The sequence below is a fragment of the Enterobacter cloacae complex sp. 677-3DZ2D5B genome, assembly GCF_004136695.1.
Taxonomy (GTDB): Bacteria; Pseudomonadota; Gammaproteobacteria; order Enterobacterales; family Enterobacteriaceae; genus Enterobacter; species Enterobacter hormaechei_C.
On the sequence record NZ_QFLS01000022.1, the window covers coordinates 67,582 to 85,222 of the forward strand.

Annotated in this window: 14 protein-coding genes; all 14 read left to right on the plus strand. The window is 50.5% G+C overall.

Going from position 1 to position 17,641, the window contains the following annotated elements; genetic code table 11:
- Positions 1–20 precede the first annotated feature (20 nt).
- The 14 genes from DD597_RS23470 (at position 21) to DD597_RS23535 (ending at position 17,491) form a co-directional block, all read left to right on the plus strand.
- On the plus strand, positions 21–4,709 hold the full coding sequence (locus tag DD597_RS23470; RefSeq protein ID WP_255571357.1) for a phage tail protein: 4,689 nt from the start codon (positions 21–23) through the stop codon (positions 4,707–4,709).
- A gap of 63 nt (positions 4,710–4,772) precedes the next feature.
- Complete coding sequence (locus tag DD597_RS23475) at positions 4,773–9,041, plus strand: tail fiber domain-containing protein (RefSeq protein ID WP_129256626.1); 4,269 nt, start codon at positions 4,773–4,775, stop codon at positions 9,039–9,041.
- 64 nt (positions 9,042–9,105) lie between these two features.
- On the plus strand, positions 9,106–9,894 hold the full coding sequence (locus DD597_RS23480; RefSeq protein ID WP_046340563.1) for a receptor-recognizing protein: 789 nt from the start codon (positions 9,106–9,108) through the stop codon (positions 9,892–9,894).
- A gap of 74 nt (positions 9,895–9,968) precedes the next feature.
- Positions 9,969–10,292 carry a hypothetical protein gene (locus DD597_RS23485; RefSeq protein WP_000064173.1) on the plus strand — a complete coding sequence of 108 codons (324 nt, stop codon included), beginning with the start codon at positions 9,969–9,971 and terminating at the stop codon, positions 10,290–10,292.
- Positions 10,293–10,305: 13 nt separating this feature from the next.
- Entirely contained in the window at positions 10,306–10,998 is a 693-nt protein-coding gene (locus DD597_RS23490) for a hypothetical protein (RefSeq protein WP_129256627.1), read from the plus strand.
- A 1-nt stretch (position 10,999) separates the two neighbouring features.
- Positions 11,000–11,251, plus strand: coding sequence for a hypothetical protein (locus DD597_RS24920; protein WP_040110303.1), 252 nt, complete (start codon positions 11,000–11,002; stop codon positions 11,249–11,251).
- Positions 11,252–11,641: 390 nt separating this feature from the next.
- Complete coding sequence (locus DD597_RS23500; RefSeq protein ID WP_058662226.1) at positions 11,642–12,025, plus strand: hypothetical protein; 384 nt, start codon at positions 11,642–11,644, stop codon at positions 12,023–12,025.
- Complete coding sequence (locus DD597_RS23505; RefSeq protein ID WP_129256629.1) at positions 12,010–12,759, plus strand: hypothetical protein; 750 nt, start codon at positions 12,010–12,012, stop codon at positions 12,757–12,759. The genes DD597_RS23500 and DD597_RS23505 overlap by 16 nt, the downstream gene beginning before the upstream one ends.
- Positions 12,760–12,954: 195 nt before the next feature.
- Positions 12,955–13,620, plus strand: coding sequence for an AAA family ATPase (locus DD597_RS23510; RefSeq protein WP_129256630.1), 666 nt, complete (start codon positions 12,955–12,957; stop codon positions 13,618–13,620).
- Positions 13,621–13,625: 5 nt separating this feature from the next.
- Positions 13,626–13,979 (plus strand): hypothetical protein, encoded by a 354-nt coding sequence (locus DD597_RS23515; protein WP_165298168.1) that lies wholly within the window; start codon positions 13,626–13,628, stop codon positions 13,977–13,979.
- A gap of 51 nt (positions 13,980–14,030) precedes the next feature.
- Positions 14,031–14,780, plus strand: a complete 750-nt coding sequence (locus DD597_RS24985; RefSeq protein ID WP_181014322.1) for a hypothetical protein — start codon at positions 14,031–14,033, stop codon at positions 14,778–14,780.
- Positions 14,773–15,195, plus strand: coding sequence for a hypothetical protein (locus tag DD597_RS23525; RefSeq protein WP_129256632.1), 423 nt, complete (start codon positions 14,773–14,775; stop codon positions 15,193–15,195). Before DD597_RS24985 ends, DD597_RS23525 begins: the two co-directional genes overlap by 8 nt.
- 169 nt (positions 15,196–15,364) lie before the next feature.
- Complete coding sequence (locus DD597_RS23530; protein ID WP_129256633.1) at positions 15,365–16,090, plus strand: hypothetical protein; 726 nt, start codon at positions 15,365–15,367, stop codon at positions 16,088–16,090.
- 60 nt (positions 16,091–16,150) lie between these two features.
- Positions 16,151–17,491 carry a DnaB-like helicase C-terminal domain-containing protein gene (locus DD597_RS23535; protein WP_129256634.1) on the plus strand — a complete coding sequence of 447 codons (1,341 nt, stop codon included), beginning with the start codon at positions 16,151–16,153 and terminating at the stop codon, positions 17,489–17,491.
- Positions 17,492–17,641 lie beyond the last annotated feature (150 nt).

A 17,641-nucleotide genomic window follows, 5' to 3' on the forward strand; every position in this document is an offset into this window, starting at 1 on the left:
AAGAAGGGAAATTTTTGAACATGGAACAGTTCAAGAAGAAGAGACTGCCTCTCCTGATTGCAGGTGCTGGCGGTAAGAAAAGCAGTGGCTCCAGCCGCACGCCGGTTGAAGCCGACGATACCGTAAACTCGCGTGCTATGGCGTCCATCCTCGACCTGCTCGGGGAGGGTGTCATTGGCGGGCTGGTGGATGGCGCAAAGTCGATCTTCGTTGATGATCTGCCAATCCTTAACGAAGACGGGTCTCCAAACTTTAGCGGTATCACGTGGGACTTCCGCGATGGTTCACAAGACCAGACGCCGATGTCCGGGTTCGATTTCGTTGAAACGCCGAAGTCAGTCAACATCCAGCTGAAAAGAATGCACGACGTTACGATTGCCATCGATAACGATGAGGCAGACCGTGTCCGCGTCATTCTGAAGTTCCCGTCTCTGCGTAGCATTGACAAAAAGACCGGTGATACCAACGGTACGACCGTGAAGTACAAATTCCAGATTGCCAATGGCGATAATGCCTTCAAGGACGCCATCGCAGAAGGGGAGAGCACTTCCGAAATTACGCTGACGGCAAAAAAGACGGGCGTCTACTACCGCAGCTATGAGCTAAAACTGCCCAAGCCAGGTCGTGCCTACAAGGTTCGCGTGCTTCGTCTGACCGATGACAGCAACACTCAGTACATCTTTAACGATACGTGGGTGGACTCTATCGGTGAGATTGTTGATACGCCGATGAACTACCCGAACTCCGCGCTGGTCGGCCTCAAGGTCAACTCAGAGCAGTTCGGCAGCTCGATGCCGTCTCGTTCGTATCTGGTGCGTGGTCTGAAGATCCGCGTCCCGTCCAACTACGACGAACACACAAACACCTATATCGGCGTATGGGATGGCACATTCAAGCTGTTGTCATCTTCCAACCCTGCCTGGATTCTCTTCGACCTGCTTACCAACGCTCGTTATGGCCTGGGGCAGTACGTTTCTGAGTCCATGATTGATCTCGGGCAGATCTACCAGATTGGGCGCTACTGCGACGAAGAGATTGACGATGGTTTCGGTGGCAAAGAGAAGCGCTTCGCTATCAACACCCAGATCACCAGCCGTCAGGACGCGTACCGACTGATTCAGGATATCGCTGGCGCCTTCCGCGGAATGGTCTTCTGGGCTGGCGGCATGGTTAACGTCATGCAGGATAGTCCGTCAGATCCGGTCATGATGTTCACCAACGCGAACGTCAAAGATGGCATGTTCAGTTACAAGGGATCTGCGCGTAAAGACCGTCCGTCAGTGGCTCTTGTGACCTACAACAACAAGGAAGACGGCTACAAGCAGAACATCGAGTACGTCGAAGACCAGGAGGCGATGCGTCGTTATGGCGAGCGCAAAACCGAAGTGGTTGCGTTTGGCTGTACCAGCCGTGGCCAGGCGCATCGTGTCGGTCTGTGGCTGCTGTATACCGCACGCATGGAGTCCGACGTTATCAGCTTTACGGCAGGGCTGGATGCTTCCTTCCTGATGCCGGGCGAAACGGTGCTGATTCAGAACAAATACCGTGCTGGTAAACGCAACTCTGGCCGCATTGTGGCGTTCACAAAGAACAGCATCACTCTCGACGCACCGGTTACGCTGAATAAGGCTGGTAGCTACATCCGGATCTTGAATCAGGAAGGAGAAATCGTTGAGCGCGATATTCTTGAGACCGGGGAAGACATTACCAAAGTGACCTTCTCCAAAGCGCTCAATTCTGGTGATATGCCGGTTATGAATGGCGTCTGGACGATTACCGAGCCAGATCTGGAACCAATGCGCGTGCGTGTTATCAACGTTGCCCAGGGCGAGGCTCAGGGGACGTTTGACGTTACCGTTGTCCAGAATAACGCATCGAAGTACGAAGCCATCGACAACGGCGCGACGCTGCTCCCCGAGAACAACACCGTTCTCGACCCGACTTATTCGAAGCCGACCAACCTGCTGGTGACGGAAGGGACGTATATCTCCAGTCCGGGCAACCTCTCAATCAAGCTCGTTGCCACCTGGGAAGGTAAGTCTGCGGAATATTGGATCAGCTGGCGTCGTTCCGATGAGAACAACGTCTCTAACTGGCAGTCCGCACGCGTTACCGAAGAGCAGTTCGAGATCCTCAATATTGCCGAGAATGGTCAGTACGACATTCAGCTCTATGCGGTTTCGTTCAGCGGCAAGAAGACGGATATCATCAGCACCGTTTATCAGGTGAAAGGTACGATGACGCCGCCAGGCTCTCCTACCTCTCTGACGGCCGTGGGTGACTACCGCAACGTGATTCTGAATTGGGTCAACCCGGACTCAATCGACCTCGATCACATCAACGTGTACGCCTCCCAGACCAACGATCTGGAAACGGCAAAGTTGATTGCAGAGGCTGCCAGCACCACGTTCACCCATGCCGGTCTTGGGGATAGCGAGACCTGGTACTATTGGGTTCGCGCGGTGAACAAGCGTGGCATGTTAAGCCCGCCGAACTCCAATCTGGGTACGGAAGCGATGACGCGAGACGTCCTCTCATTCCTTACCGGGAAGATCACCTCTTCCGAGCTGGGACAGGAGCTGCTGGAGGAAATCGACTCTAAAGCCTCTCAGGATGCGGTCGACGCCATCAACAAACAGATGGAAGAAAGCCTGAAAGAGCTTGATCAGTCCGTTACCGATCTGGACAGCAAACTGGAAGACACCAGCGGTCGGCTTGAACAGGCCCAGAACGACCTCAAAAATGAAGTCTCTGGCACGCTGGACAAGGTCAACGACGCGCTGCAACAGGTTGAGGACTCTAATGCGGCTCTGGTTGAGTTGCAGGAGACCGTTTCCGAGCAGGGCAAAGCCGTTGCAGGTGCTGTGGAAGCGGCACACGCTGCGCTCGACAATGCTTCCGCGCTGATTGCTGAAGAGCGTGAAGCCCGTGTCGAAGGCGATAAGGCAAATGCCAAACAGATTGAGGCAATGAAATCCTCCGTCGATGACAGCGTTGCCGCCGTCGAAGAGATGAAAAAGACCGTTGCCGAAGTCGAACGCGCCAGCGCGGAAGTATCGACCAATATCGAGGCTCTGGCCAAAACCAATATTGACCTCGCTCTGCGTCAGGATGAAGACCAGCACAAACAAATGGTCAATAACGCGAAGATCGCCACCACTCAGAAGACGTTTGCCGACGATATGTCTGCAATGGCCTCAAAAGTGGAAGAGATCCGCGCAGAAATTGGTGAGGACATCCGGGCATCGATTCTGGAAGAGACAACGGCTCGCGTAGAGGCTGATAAGGCGATCGCAACACAAATCACCAAGTTGGAAGCCCAGATCAATGATGATATTTCTGCGGCCATTGTTTCTGAGCAGGAGGCCAGAGCCACTGCGGATGAATCCCTGTCCAGGCAGATTACGTCACTGCAGGCGAAGGTAGAAGGTGACATTAGTGCGGCTCTTACCGAAGAGCAGATCGCCCGAGCTTCGGGGGATGAGGCATTATCCAAACAGATTACCAGCCTCAAGGCCCAGACGGGTGAGGATATTAAGGCGGCAGTTGCCAGTGAAACGAAAGCGCGTACTGACGCAGATAGCGCACTGGCAACTCAGATCAGCACGTTAAAGGCCCAGACTGCGCAGGACATCAAAGCAGCGGTTGCTACTGAGACTAAAGCTCGTACCGATGCCGATTCGGCGCTGGCCGGGCAGATCACAAGCCTGAAAGCCCAGACTGGCAAGGATATTAATGCAGCAGTTACGTCCGAGGCGAACGCCAGGGCAAATGCTGATGGGGCGTTGGGATCACGTATCGATACGCTAAAAGCCTCTGTTGACGGTAACTCTGCAACGATTAAACAACAGGCGACAGCTATTGCGGACACCAATAAAAAAGTCTCTACAGCCTGGACGCTTAAGATGGAGACATCGACAAGCGGTGGGCAGAAGTATGTTGCCGGCATTGCGTTGGGGATCGACAGCACTGGTCTGTCTCAATTCCTTGTTCAAGCCGACCGTTTTGGATTGGTGAACTCAGTGAATGGAAAGGTTACAACGCCTTTCGTCATTGAAAACGGTGTGGCATATATGAGCGGAGCTTGGATACAAAATGGCACTATCGATAATGCAAAAATAGGGCAGTTCATTCAGTCTAACGACTTTCAAAGCGGTGTCAGAGGATGGAATATAAACAAAAATGGCTCTTCTGAATTTCAGAACATCAAAGCCAGAGGGGAGATTATTGCAACAACGGGAAGGATGAGTAATGTCGTAATTGATGAGACATGTACTGTTAAAAAGCTATTCGCTGAAAACATCTATGGAGACATTATTACAGCATCATCCAATTTGACCGATAAGGTTTGGGGAAATACAACTGGCACTAGCTCGGGTACGCGTTACCCAATTGCAACCATACATGGTGCACCTTTCGAAAGAGTTTTTTTATTTTTAGGGACAACTGCTGCGCATACCCTTTGGCGACAGAACGTCACAATTAGATGTGATGAGTCGATCGTTTTCCAATATGACACAGGAAACGATGGTTCAAGTGGCGATTCTACAAAAAAATGGAATAACTTGTTATTAAGGATACCGGCTTCGTCGTATGGCGCGACCCAAAATCTGACAGTTCAGTTTCCAAACAGGGGCGATAGAGGATATCTCCAGTTCACCGGAATTCTAATGCTATATAAAATTTCTGGTTCGGTGACAATTCATTAATTACAATTGTAGGTATGTACTTACTTATGTGGGCGGGAATGCCCGCACTTTCAAGGAGCGAATATGTGGTACAGGGAAGGTACTATCACATTTACAAAGGGAAGTGACACACTTGAGGGCACTGGTACGTTTTGGAACGTCACAGCCAATGGTGTATTGCCGGGTATGATTGTCATCGGACCCGATAACAGGCTGTACGAAATTAAGCGCGTGCTAAATGACACCCGCTTGACACTCATGGAGCAGTACACTGGTGAGACCCAGAATGAGGTCCCATGCCGGATCATCACTACCTATGAAGGCGATCTGACCCAGTTCAGCGCCCGCTTTACAGCATTGATGACCCGAATGTCAGCCGACTCGAAGACAATGAGAAGCTGGTTAACTGCCATTGATGAAGTGACACTCGAACGCGAGGATGGTACTGAGGTAACGGTTAAATCGCTCACCCAAATCGTCGATGAGCATAACGCAAACCAGAAATGGTATACGGATAACGCCGACGTTATCAATGCCGCTGGCGACAAGGCCAGGGAAGCTGCTGCCAGTGCCGCGGCCGCTGCGGAAAGCGCCAATACAGCGTCTACCAAAGCCACCGAAGCAAGCCAGAGTGCTGCCGCAGCTGCTGCATCAGAAAACGCTGCCGGTGCAAGCGCTTCCGCTGCCAAAACGTCTGAAACCAATGCTGAGAGCTTCAAGGTAGAAGCTGCTGCGTCTGCCGCGACAGCGTCTACCAAAGCGACTGAAGCGGGAGAATCAGCCACGAGTGCCGCGGCATCCAAAGATGCGGCGAAAGCATCTGAAACTCAGGCTGCGACCAGCGCGTCCGAAGCCTCTGCTTCAGCGTCTGCTGCGTCTGACTCTGCTGCTGCTGCCAAAACCTCTGAAACCAATGCCTCTGCCTCAGAGCAGGCCGCCGCTGGCAGTGCAGCTGATGCGCTGGCCTCAAAAAATGCGGCTAAGGAATCAGAAACCCATGCTGCTTCGAGCGCCGGTGAGTCGGCGGCAAGTGCTGCGGCTGCCAAAACGTCAGAAACCAACGCCGACGCATCACAGAAGGCTGCTGCTGCCAGCGAGTCAGCTGCCGCATCCAGCGCGAACGCCGCTTCCGAAAGCGCCACCGCTGCAGGTGAGTCTGCTGACGCCGCTTTAGCGAGTAAAAATGCTGCTGCGTCCAGCGAACAGAAGGCAAAAACTTCGGAGACCAATGCAAAGGCGTCCGAGACAGCTGCATCGGAGAGCGCAACGGCTGCCGAAGCATCAAAAGCGGCTGCCCAGAACTCAGAAGCCCACGCAGTGGAAAGTGCCGCTGCCGCAGCTGGCAGTGCTGATGCTGCGAGCAAATCCGCTACCGCGGCTGCCGATTCGGCCACAACTGCAACAGAGAAGGCCAACGTTGCCAGTGAACAGGCGACAGCTTCTGAGGCATCTGCCGCAGCCGCCAAAACCTCTGAAACCAACGCGAAGTCTGCTGAGACCGCCGCTGAAGGATCTGCAACAGCTGCTGCCAAATCCGCAGGTGAGGCTGCTGCTTCCGCAACGACTGCGACCGAAGCGATGGCAGTGGCTGAAGCTAAAGCCAAAGAAGCCTCTGACTCTGCTGCTCTGGCATCCACGAAAGCAACTGAGGCGACCGATGCGGCTGCCGGGGCGAAAACTTCTGAACTGAATGCCAAAGAATCAGAAACGAAGGCTTATGAGTACGCCCAGAACGCCCAGGCCAGTGTTGCCAGTGTGAAATGGAAAGGGACTTCGGCTGAAATGGACATGGCTACCGATGCGCCGAAGTGGGTGAAAGTGTCCACGGCACGTATGCCACAGTCGACCAGCACCGTATACATCGAAGTGATCGGCGGGGCAGGGTACGAAGCCGGGCAGCCAGGGCTTGCTGCAATGGCCGATATTGTGCTGCGAACTGCTGCAGGCGATCCGAAATCGTTGAATGCGGTCGCTTATCGCACTATGGATTCGGCTGTGTTGACTGTAGCTACCGTTAACACGACTGACGATAATTACGACATTTACCTCAAAGCCGGTGCTGGCTCTCAGAAGCTGGTCGTCAACCTGCAATCTGCCGGTGCTGTGGTCGAAACTCTGGAAGTACTTGAGGTTGTGGATACGCTGCCTGAAGACGCTGTAGAAGGGACTGTCTACCATCGCGTCATTTCTGATCAGGATGGCTCCATTACCGGTTCGCTGGTGGGTAATGCCAGCACTGCGACCGTACTTCAAACCGCTCGCCATATTGGTGGTGTTAGTTTTGATGGCTCTACCGATATCAATCTGCCTGGTGTAAATATTCAGGGTAATCAGAACACCACTGGTAATGCCGCCACTGCAACCAAACTGCAAACGCCACGGACAATTAACAGTGTAACGTTCGATGGCTCTGCCAACATTACCATCCCGACACTGGTGTCTCGTGGGCGCATTAGCGCACTGGAGGGGAATGTTCAGGGCGCAATGCCAGGCATTCAGATGTACGAAGCCTATAACAATGGCTATCCGACAAGCTACGGCAACATCCTGCATATGAAAGGCGCACAAGCAAGTGGTGAGGGCGAGCTGCTTGTTGGCTGGAGTGGGTCAGATGGCGCTCATGCGCCGGTTTATATTCGTTCTCGCCGTGATACAGTGGGAGCGAACTGGTCTGGTTGGGCACAGGTTTACACCACAGCACACAAGCCTTCAGCCCGAGATGTCGGCGCAATGTCCACTACTACGCTTTCATTTAACGGCGGGGCTGGTTGGTTCAAAATTGCTACTGTAACCATGCCGCAAAGTACCTGTGTGGTGATGATTCGTATGATTGGAGGGGCTGGTTACAACACCGGAACCTTTGATCAGGCGACAATCAGTGAGCTGGTTCTGCGTGCGGGGAACAACTCGCCTAAAGGGATAACGGCTGTAGTCTGGCGTCGTTCAACGCAGGGGATTAACGGAGCTGCGTGGATTAATACGTCAGGTGACTCCTACGATATTTACGTCAACCTGCCTAACTACGCAACAACACTGAATATTCAGTGGGACTACACCAGCAATGCCGGTGTAAGAATTCATAGTGCGCCAGCATATTCGGCGGCTCAGCCTGAAGGGGCGACGATTGCTCAGGTTCACAATCTCTACAGTACTTTGATAAAGCCGACACCCACGGAAATTGGAGCGTTGCCACTATCTGGCGGAACAATGACTGGTGTGCTGACGCTGCAAAATGTCAGTCAGCCTCTCAAGACGCCAGGTGGAGGTATTCTGGCAAATGACGGAAATTTATACATCAATAAGTCGGGATTTACAGGCTGGATTGATGCGCTATTTATGAAAAACAGCGGCGGTACAATGTCCGGGCCGCTTAAGATTCGCGCTACGGATGGGTTGCGCATTTACGATGCGGCATACGGAATGATTTTTCGCCGTTCTGAAAATAATTTTTACCTTATCCCGACAGCAAAAGACCAGGGGGAAAATGGTGCTATAGGTTCACTTCGTCCATTTTATTTAGATCTCACTAATGGCAGAGTAACAATGGGTAATGGTGCTGTCATTAACGGTGGTCTTGGGCTGGGTGTGGTCAATGGTCTTGGCGGTAATTCCATTGTTCTGGGTGACAATGACACCGGCTTTAAACAGAACGGAGACGGCATTCTGGATGTTTACGCCAATAGTGCTCATGTTTTTCGGTTCGTTAATGGCACGCTGCAAAGCCTTAAGCCTTTGAGTGTATCGGGGGATATCACGTCAAGTGCGTGGGTCTACGCCAACCGTTTTTCCATCAACAGCAGTTCTGGCTCATGGATCGATATGCGTAACCAGAACGTAATCTTCGGGAGGAACGCTGTAAGCACAAGCTCTGCACAAGCATTGTTGAGACAAGACCATGCGGACCGCAAATTCTTCGTTGGCGGCTTGGGAAACAGTCAGTTTGGTTTTTACATGATCAACAACTCACGTACCGCAAACGGCACGGATGCCCAGGCATACCTCCAGAATGATGGTACTTGGGTTTGTGGCGGTAATGGAAGCTTTAATGATGTGTACATTCGTTCTGACCGTCGTAGCAAACGCAATATTAGACGAATTGAGCGTGCGCTGGACAAGCTGGATCGGATCGAAGGTGTTCTGTACGAGATTCAGGTTTGTGGCCGTTATGAGCAGTCTGGTGGTCTCATCGCTCAGGACGTCCAGAATGTTCAGCCTGAACTGGTAACGGTTGACCATAACGATCAGTCCGGAGAGCCTCGTCTGCGTCTGAACTACAACGGCGTTATCGGTATGCTGGTTGAGGCCGTCAAGGAGCTGCGCGAGGAAGTGCGTGAACTGAAGGCGAGAATGTAATCAAGGCGATTGGTGGGGCTTCCCCACCAATCATCTATTTTCACATCGAATAAGGAGATTAGGTGTGCCAATTGTCGGTGTTCCCGGTTGGATTGGGTCTTCGGCTGTTAGTGTTACCGGCCAGAGATGGATGAGCGCGGCTCGAACTGCGGTGCAATTGTCTGCTGCTGGGAATATGTCTCAGTTAGCAGGTCGTTCTAAGGAAATTCATTACAGTATCGGTGCGAATCATAACTACAACAAAGACACACTGATCAACTATTTAAAATCCCAGGGGGCGACGCCAGTCGTTGTTACCATTACAGGGGATCTGGTGTCGTCCAGCAGCGGCGTGCCATGTTTAGATTTCCCGAGTTCGCTTACCAACTCTTATATCAGCCTGGTAATCAACGCAGGTGTAACTGTCTATGGTCGTGGGGGTAATGGTGGCGTTAAAGGTGGCGGTGCTGCCGGTGGCACTGCTATTAACAACGGGATTGGGACTCGTTTAAGAATAACCAATAACGGCGCTATTGCCGGTGGCGGTGGCGGTGGTGGCGGTAACTCAGCCGATGGTGGTATGGGTGGTGGCGGTCGCCCGTTTGGTGTTGCAAACACTACAAGGCCGCCAGCTTCAGGTTCGCGTGCGGCAACTTCTGGCACTTTAACCGCTGCCGGTATTGGCGCTCAATATTTAATCGGCACTACCGCTGTCCAATACACATGCGGTAGTGGAGGTAATGTGGGGGCTGCTGGTGCGGCTGCTACTGGACGATTGGGGACAATGTACGGAGGGGGCGCGGCGGGTAAGGCTGTCACGGGGAACGCGCCTACATGGACTAAAGTCGGTGCAATTTATGGTGCTCGTGTGTAAGTACTTACCTACAATGTAAGGGTGATTTGTGGTATAAAACAGCCATCCCGATTTGACGATTCATGGAGGAAATAATGTCGAACGAGATGGCAGGCGTAACGCCAGAGCAGGTAGAGCGCATTGCCGCTATCGTTGCGCGTGAAGTTGTCGGCAAATTAGGTAAGGAGTTACGTGAGGAAATTGGCCAGGAGGTCAACGACCAGCTCAAAACCTACTTTGGCGATATGACGCCTTCGCAACACAGCATTCAGCACTCCAACCTGGACAAACTACTTAATCGGCTAGACGCCATCTCCAGCGGGTTCTTTGGCGGCATTATCTCAAAGATAACGTCGTTCCTGATTACCGCGCTGCTGCTGGGTCTGGCCGCTTATGGCGTGAAGAATGGACTGCAATAACAGGAGATCAAGGATGAAAACTCCGAGAGGCATTCGTAATAACAACCCTGGCAACCTCGACAAAGGTTCGCCGTGGCAGGGGTTAATTGACAACCCTGCCGAACCGCGTTTCTGCACGTTCAAAGATCCCGTATGGGGCATTCGAGCGCTGGCAGTAACGCTCATTACCTACCACGACAAGCGCCGCGCGAAGGATGGCTCCAGCATCGATACGATCCGCGAAGTCATCGAACGCTGGGCGCCTCCGCATGAAAACAACACCGTAGCTTACGTGAACGAGGTCTCTAAAGCCGTTGGCGTCACCCCTGACATGATTATCGATCTGCACGACTACGACACTCTGCGTCCACTGGTGGAGGCAATTGTCCGTCATGAAAATGGCCGTGGCCCGCTCAAAACGCCGAATACCTGGTATGCGGCAGAAGTTATTGAGGAAGGTCTGCGTCGCGCTGGTGTCGTTAAGCCGGTGAAAACCGTGAAGGCTGTTCCTGTAACCAAAGAGACTGCCGGTGCGACCGTTACGGCGGGAATTGGTCTGGCACAGCTGGCCGACGTCATGCCACAGGTCTCTGCGGCAATGGACAAGGCGCAGGGACACATCACCAGTGGTGATACGGTTCGGATCATCTTCGGTATCGCGACCATTGTGGTGGCCGGCTTTATCGCCTGGTCACAGGTGCGAAAACACCAGAACGGGATGGTCTGATATGACCGGCAGCCTATTTTCAAAGCTGAAGTTTGCTCTGATGACTCTGGCTGCCGTTCTTTTCGTGCTTGTCGGTGCTTATACGATGGGAGGTCGTGCGGCCCGACAAGCAATCGAAGAGAAGGCAAGGCAGGAGGACAGGAAAAGACTTCAAAGCACAGTGGACGTCAAAAATGAGATACTTAATGAAGTGCGGCGGAAAGATGCTTCTGCTGTTCATCGCGAGCTGCATGATAAGTGGCTGCGTGATTAAGACACAGACCGTGGGTGTACAATTCTGCGATGTCGCAAATCCTATCTATGTGAGTAGAGAGGATTTTATGACCGAGGAAACAGAGCGGCAGCTGCTTATCCACAATACGATAGGTGAAAGGTTGTGTAAGTGGGAGCACCGGAGCTGAGTTGGTGATTTATGGGCGTCAGAAATTATGTGGCGCCTCCAATTTACCTTATATCCTAAAGATGGCATCTTCACCCGTATACACGCTTCTTAACGCAACCTCATGTTGAACCATTTAGCAATTTGATGTAGATTTAATAGGCATCCACGTAAGTGGGACACATACAAGCTACGCATACTCGTAGCCTTTAACCCCGGAAGGGGTGCCGCAATGACACTTGTGTTAACGGCTAAGGTGGACACATGCTGAACGAGAAACGTTCTATACAAACTATTCGCGATTGCACGAGTATTATCGAAACTCATGTGCTGCATCAGCACAAGCTCGAAGTACGTAAGCTCAATAACGACGCTATTGAACCTGAAGACTCACGCTTCATCGTTACCTTCAAAGACGATGTCGAGCGCGCCGGTGCAAGCGTGAAACCGTTGGCTGAAGCAATTTACCTGAATGGTCGTGTTCGTTTTGTAGTGAAGCCAGCCAAACAGTACCCTGAGCTGTCTCGTTTTATCGAGGCTTTTTCGGAGGTTATTGAACATTCTATTCGCCGCTTCTTGCGTAATCATGGTAGCATTGTCAGTACGGTTAAGGCTGATGACTCTGCTACAAGATGGCTCCTACACTAGATACCGCATATTCAAAAGATCTAAGCGAGTTTCCTCATCAAGGGGAGACTCGTGTTGCTCGTTTTGGCTTTCTCATCAACGAAGCCTCCCTCTATAAAATCTCAGAAATTGAAATCATCGAGCCAGAAGATGACATTTGTCTGTATGTCTCTATGGAGCGAGTAGGTGCGCACGACCAGAGCGACCTGAGTGAATTTATCTTAGATCGAGCTGATGAAGATGCCCCTGAAGAAGAGATCATTAAAGAGGCGCTCCAGTCCGGACTTCTGGACGAAAGCAAAAACACGATCGCAGGCAGGATAGCTCTGCGTGAATATAGTTTTGTTGAAGACGGCAATCAGATCGAATGTTACCAGGTAGCAGGGGTCGAAACCGTCAGAGCGCTTCGTCAGCGAGGATTGTGTCACCGTACCTATCTTTTCCTTCTTCATTGGTACGAGCATTTGGTCTGCGACGATAAACAAACCATTCCTGGCGCTAAGATCTGGGCTGGCCCTCTCATGCGTACCGGCGATGTGCGTATATACAATGCCAAAACAGAAACGTTCGAGGACGTGCTAGGTGAATACGGCATGGGCAAGAACACGGGTTTTTTACCTTGGAATCGTGGGTTACTGCTCGATCCCGAACTCAGTTCATGGCTGCCTAACAAAGTTCAGGTCAATGTACAGAAGTTCATTGTTCTAATCATCTCTCGTTGCTCAAGAGCACCCGTCGGCCTATACATTAAATAAACAGTCTGGCGGTTGTGTGCCGCCTTCTCGCCAAAAGTTGTTTACCTCTTCTCATTCTTAATCTCAAGATCCTCTCTATCTCGATAATACCTACCATTTCACCTTTACACCGCAGCCGTAGGCATTTAGGCTATATCGCATATAAGAAAACAAGTTGTTTCATGCGACAATAATTCACGCAAAGGGAACTATTCAATGACTAGGATCATTGTGGTTGGCGGCACGAAGGGTGGCCCGGGTAAATCGACCGTTGCCCAGCAAATAGCGGTTTGCCTGAAAGTTAAAAAGAAAAAGAAAACCCAAGTTACCGACATCGACATCCAGCGCACCACTACCAGCTGGTGCGAAGACCGTCGACAGAATGAAGATCTCGATCTCATTCCTTTCGCTTACGTTCAGGAAGACGTCGTTAAGCATCTCAAATCGCTTCAGGGGCGCTTCGATTATGTGGTTGTAGACGCAGGGGGCTTCGACTCCGAAATCCAGCGACAAGCTATGCTGATGGCTGATGTTATCGTCATACCGCTGCGCCCTAAACGCCGTGACCTGAAATCGCTGCGCGACATCGACCCGATTATCGACAATGTACGCAATGTGAACGAGAAGGTGAAAATACGTGCCGTTATCAACCAGTGCCCGTCACTACCTTCCCAGGTGTCGCGTATTCTGGCCGCCAAAGAAATCGTTGAGACGTTTGGTATCGAAGCTGCACCGGTCAATTTGTACAACCGTAACGTCTACGATGATGCAGAAGAGGCTGGTCGTTCTATCTTTGAAATGACTGGCGCCGAACGCGACAAGAAAGCAGAAGCCGAGTTTGAACAGTTTGTTGATTATATCTTGAGTCTGGAGGAAGAGTAATGTCCATGAAGATGGGAGACCTTGCTAAGCGCAAAGAACCGGATGCTCCGGCCAAAAACAGCACGCCATTGCGCCAACCAGTCAGACCACAGGGCCGCCCGACTCGTGGGAAAGAGAAAATAAAGAGCCGTACCATGTCGCTGGAGGACGAATACTTCGATCTGCTGGAGATGATGAAATTCATCCCTCGCTTTGAGAAGTTCACCCGTTCTGACGTGATTCGTGCAGCCATTTACCATCTGGCAGAGAAGTCGCCGCAGGAAATCGAGGACATTGTGAAACTGAATGAGGCGATCACCGCTGCTGATGTCACGATGCGCACTGACGAAATCAAGCGCGAGTTGATGAAAAAAAACTAATAATGTGGGCTGAAGCAGCCATGTTTTTTTATTTAAATAGGAATGGTAATTATGCATTCATTTGCATTTGCTTTCAAAAACATCCTCAAGACCATGATGTTTATACTGGGAATATTAAATGACTATTTCTCTGTGGGTTTAAGGAGAAAAGATATTAAAGAAAAAATCAGTGAACTCAATGAAAAAAAAGAAAGATTAAAGCGCGAAGAAATTATCATTGATTTATACAAGAAAAAGCTCGCCTCTAGCAAGGGGAAAGTTGATGACAAAATCAGAGAAAAAATCGCTCAACATATTGCCAGAGAGTTGGAAGATAACCTTGATGATGAAATTCTGCGACATGATGTTTTCATGAAGATAAGTGAGGCAGGAGAACAGGTTGAAGTTATAATTCATGAAAGAAAAGTCAGTGAGCAGGTAAATAAAAAAGAAACTGTAGTGAATTTGTTTTTATTGCATGAAAAGAATAAATTATTTAAAGCTAAGGCATTATCTGCTTTTTTTATAATTATAAACTTAGTGATGGTTGCAACTTTGAATCTACCAGCTTGGTCTTTGGTTATAGGTTGTATCATTATCTTTCTAATCGAGTTAAAAGATCAACTGCTTACCTTTCGTGTCTCTAAAGGATATTTTGGCACAAGTGCATATGAAGCGATTCAGTTGCTTAAATTTATCAGAGAAAATTCCGATAAATTCGACTCAGATGATAATGACGGCAACCCACGACGTATATTAAATCCAAAGGACACAACAAAAAAATCAGACAACTTATTTGAAAAAGGATGGCAGAATGTTTGACGCTGACGCCATCACTAAACGATTAAATCAGTGCCTTGATCTACTTTTCCTCAAGCAGCCCTTAAGAACTGTATTCGGAATGCTGGTGGGGTTCATTATTTTTGTTTTAGTTTACTCATTTAGGCTGGCGATAGCTCAAAGTCTTTTTGAAGTAGATCGTGTACATTACACTGCATGTTTCGTTATCGGTCTTTTGATTGTTCACACAAGAACAATTATTGACGCTTTCCAAGGCACAGCTGTTGATGAAGAAATAAATAGCATGATCGGTGTTGTTATGAAACAGCCGCACTTATCCGATCTACAAAAAAATATGATGATCGCTGAAATACTTCAAAAGGAAATTGCTGCTATAGGCCAAAAGAGATTAGATATGGCCTCACAAGAAATAACCGAGAAAAAGACAACTGATTAAATTAATTGCCTGCGTCTGTATATTAAATATTAATTAGCTAATTAGATATACAGACGCAGGCTTTGAACTCCCAGACACATTCCCTTCCGATTCTACTTCCAAAAACAGTCTCCAGTCGCTATGATTCGCCCATTGTGGTAAGTAAGTAGCTACCTATCATGCGAGGCACATGAGCCAGATCTTCTTTAACATTATTAACAACGACCAGTACGACTTCATGACCGAGTGGGACACCACAGTCATGGACAAGTGGGTGGCCGAGAATATTGGGCTGTCACGCTGCAAGGATGAGGCGGAGCTGTTCGAGACAAAGTGGTTTGATTACCGCGACATGCACCCGCTTATGGCCACATGCCTCTTCACTGAGGCATACAAGCGCCAGTACTCATACATTATGCTGTCGCATGGCCGCGAACACTATGAGACGGCCCAATTCACTACCGGTTTGAAACGTGTGCCGTATCAGGAGCTGTCGACGGCCAACAAAACGTCTCTCTGGAAAGCACGCCAGTTTGCCGACCAGTACTGCTGCTCTTATGACTACTTCATTTCTACCGTTCTTTCCGCAGCTGCACGCCGTCTGTGGGACAAATTACCTCGTCCCCAGCATCTCTGGCAGCCCGAGCTGATCGAGATATTCGAAGAGAAGTTAGCCAAACGCGCTGTAACCCGTCTGGATGACTCGCTGGTGAGTTTTAAGCATCTGGGAGACATGCAGCACGACCCGATTCAAGAACGCTATTTTGAGTGGGTTCTGGAGCGTCTGCGTGGCATTACCCGAGACAAGCGCGTCCGCATCATCTTCTCCGCTGTCTGGTTGATGGAAATCGTGCCTGAGCGTGTGGTTTACACGCACTTCCCGGAAGAACTGGAAGAAGCACGGCGATTCTGTTGATCCCCTATTTGGCTTTTTTAGTATTAGAAAACAAATTGTTTAAGCACCAAAGGAAAGCACATGACCGAACTTTGCCACACAGGACGAGGGTTGTCTGAAGAGTTCGACGACGATTTCCAGAATCGACTCGCAGCCTACTTCTGTCGCGACCATGAATTTCTGACTCGCGCCGGTGATCTGGTTGCGCCAAACCAGTTCTCCAATGCGGCTAACGCCATTCTGGTGAACATGGTGTCGGGCTACTACAGAATGTATAAGAGTGCACCATCATCGTCGGCCATCCTCGACATGCTCAAACGCGCCAAACGCGATAAGACTATCCGCGAAGAGCTATTCCCCGAAGTCGTTGAGGCGTTTAAGCGGATTCTCGCTGAGAAGCTGTCAGATACGGCCTACATGGTCGACCAGGTTGCCACGTTCGCCAAAAGCGTAGCGTTCGACGACGCGCTGATTAAAGCGGCTGAGATGAAAGAGAAGGGCGATTTCCAGGGCGCGATGGCGATCATGGCCAAAGTGCAGCAAATCGGCTCTAACGAAGCGACCGGCATTTACGATTACTTTTCTGAATCAGCAGAACGTTACAAGGCGCGTGAGTATGAAGCATCCGACGATTACGTGCCAAACAGCATCACAACGGGTCTACCGCTGCTCGACAAGCTGCTTTACCAGAAAGGCTGGGCAAAGCGTGAAATGGTGCTGTTCATGGGCTTCGCGAAGTCTGGTAAATCGACGGCGATGGGTGAGTTCTCCATCAACGCCGCGCTTGCCAGTTACAACGTCCTGTATCTGTCGCTGGAAGTTCACACCTCCATTCTGTCAGATCGCTTTGACGCCCGTCTGTCAGAGACTGAAATGTCTAAGCTGGTGGAGCGCCGCGACGACGTCCATCGCAAACTGGCAGAGCTTGGCGCGACGAAAGGCGTGGGGAGCTTGTGGATTGTTGAACGACCGTCCGGAAGCATGTCGCCCGCAGATCTGGATCGTATGTTGGGCAGCATGAAAGCCAATGGCATGATTCCCGACATGGTCGTGGTCGACTACGCCGACCTGATGCGTGCCAGCTACGACCTCCGAGACGACCGCGCCAACATTCGCAGCATCTACACTGACCTGCGTGCGCTGTACGACAAACACAACGTTGCCGGCATCACTGCATCGCAGACTAACAGGGAAGGTGGTGCTTCAGAGGTGGCCACAATGATGCACGCAGCGGACAACATCGAGAAGGTGCGTATAGCTGACCTCGTTATCACGATCAACAAAACGGAAGAGGAAGAAGCGAAAGGCGAAGCGCGTCTGTACTTCGCTGGTTCACGTAACCAGAAAGGCGGCGTAAGCATCCGCGTTAAGCAGAACCTCGAACAAATGCGATTCATCGAACGCATTATGGACGTCCTCTAAAAAAGAAGGCGTGGGGAAACGCTCTCCACGCCGGTCTCCATAAGAGAACAAATTTTCTCTTTTGCCAAAGCCACAAAAGAAAAAACACATGAGCCTTTATGGTATTCAAATACCGAGGCTTATCAAGATATTACCTGCAAAAAGTAGGGT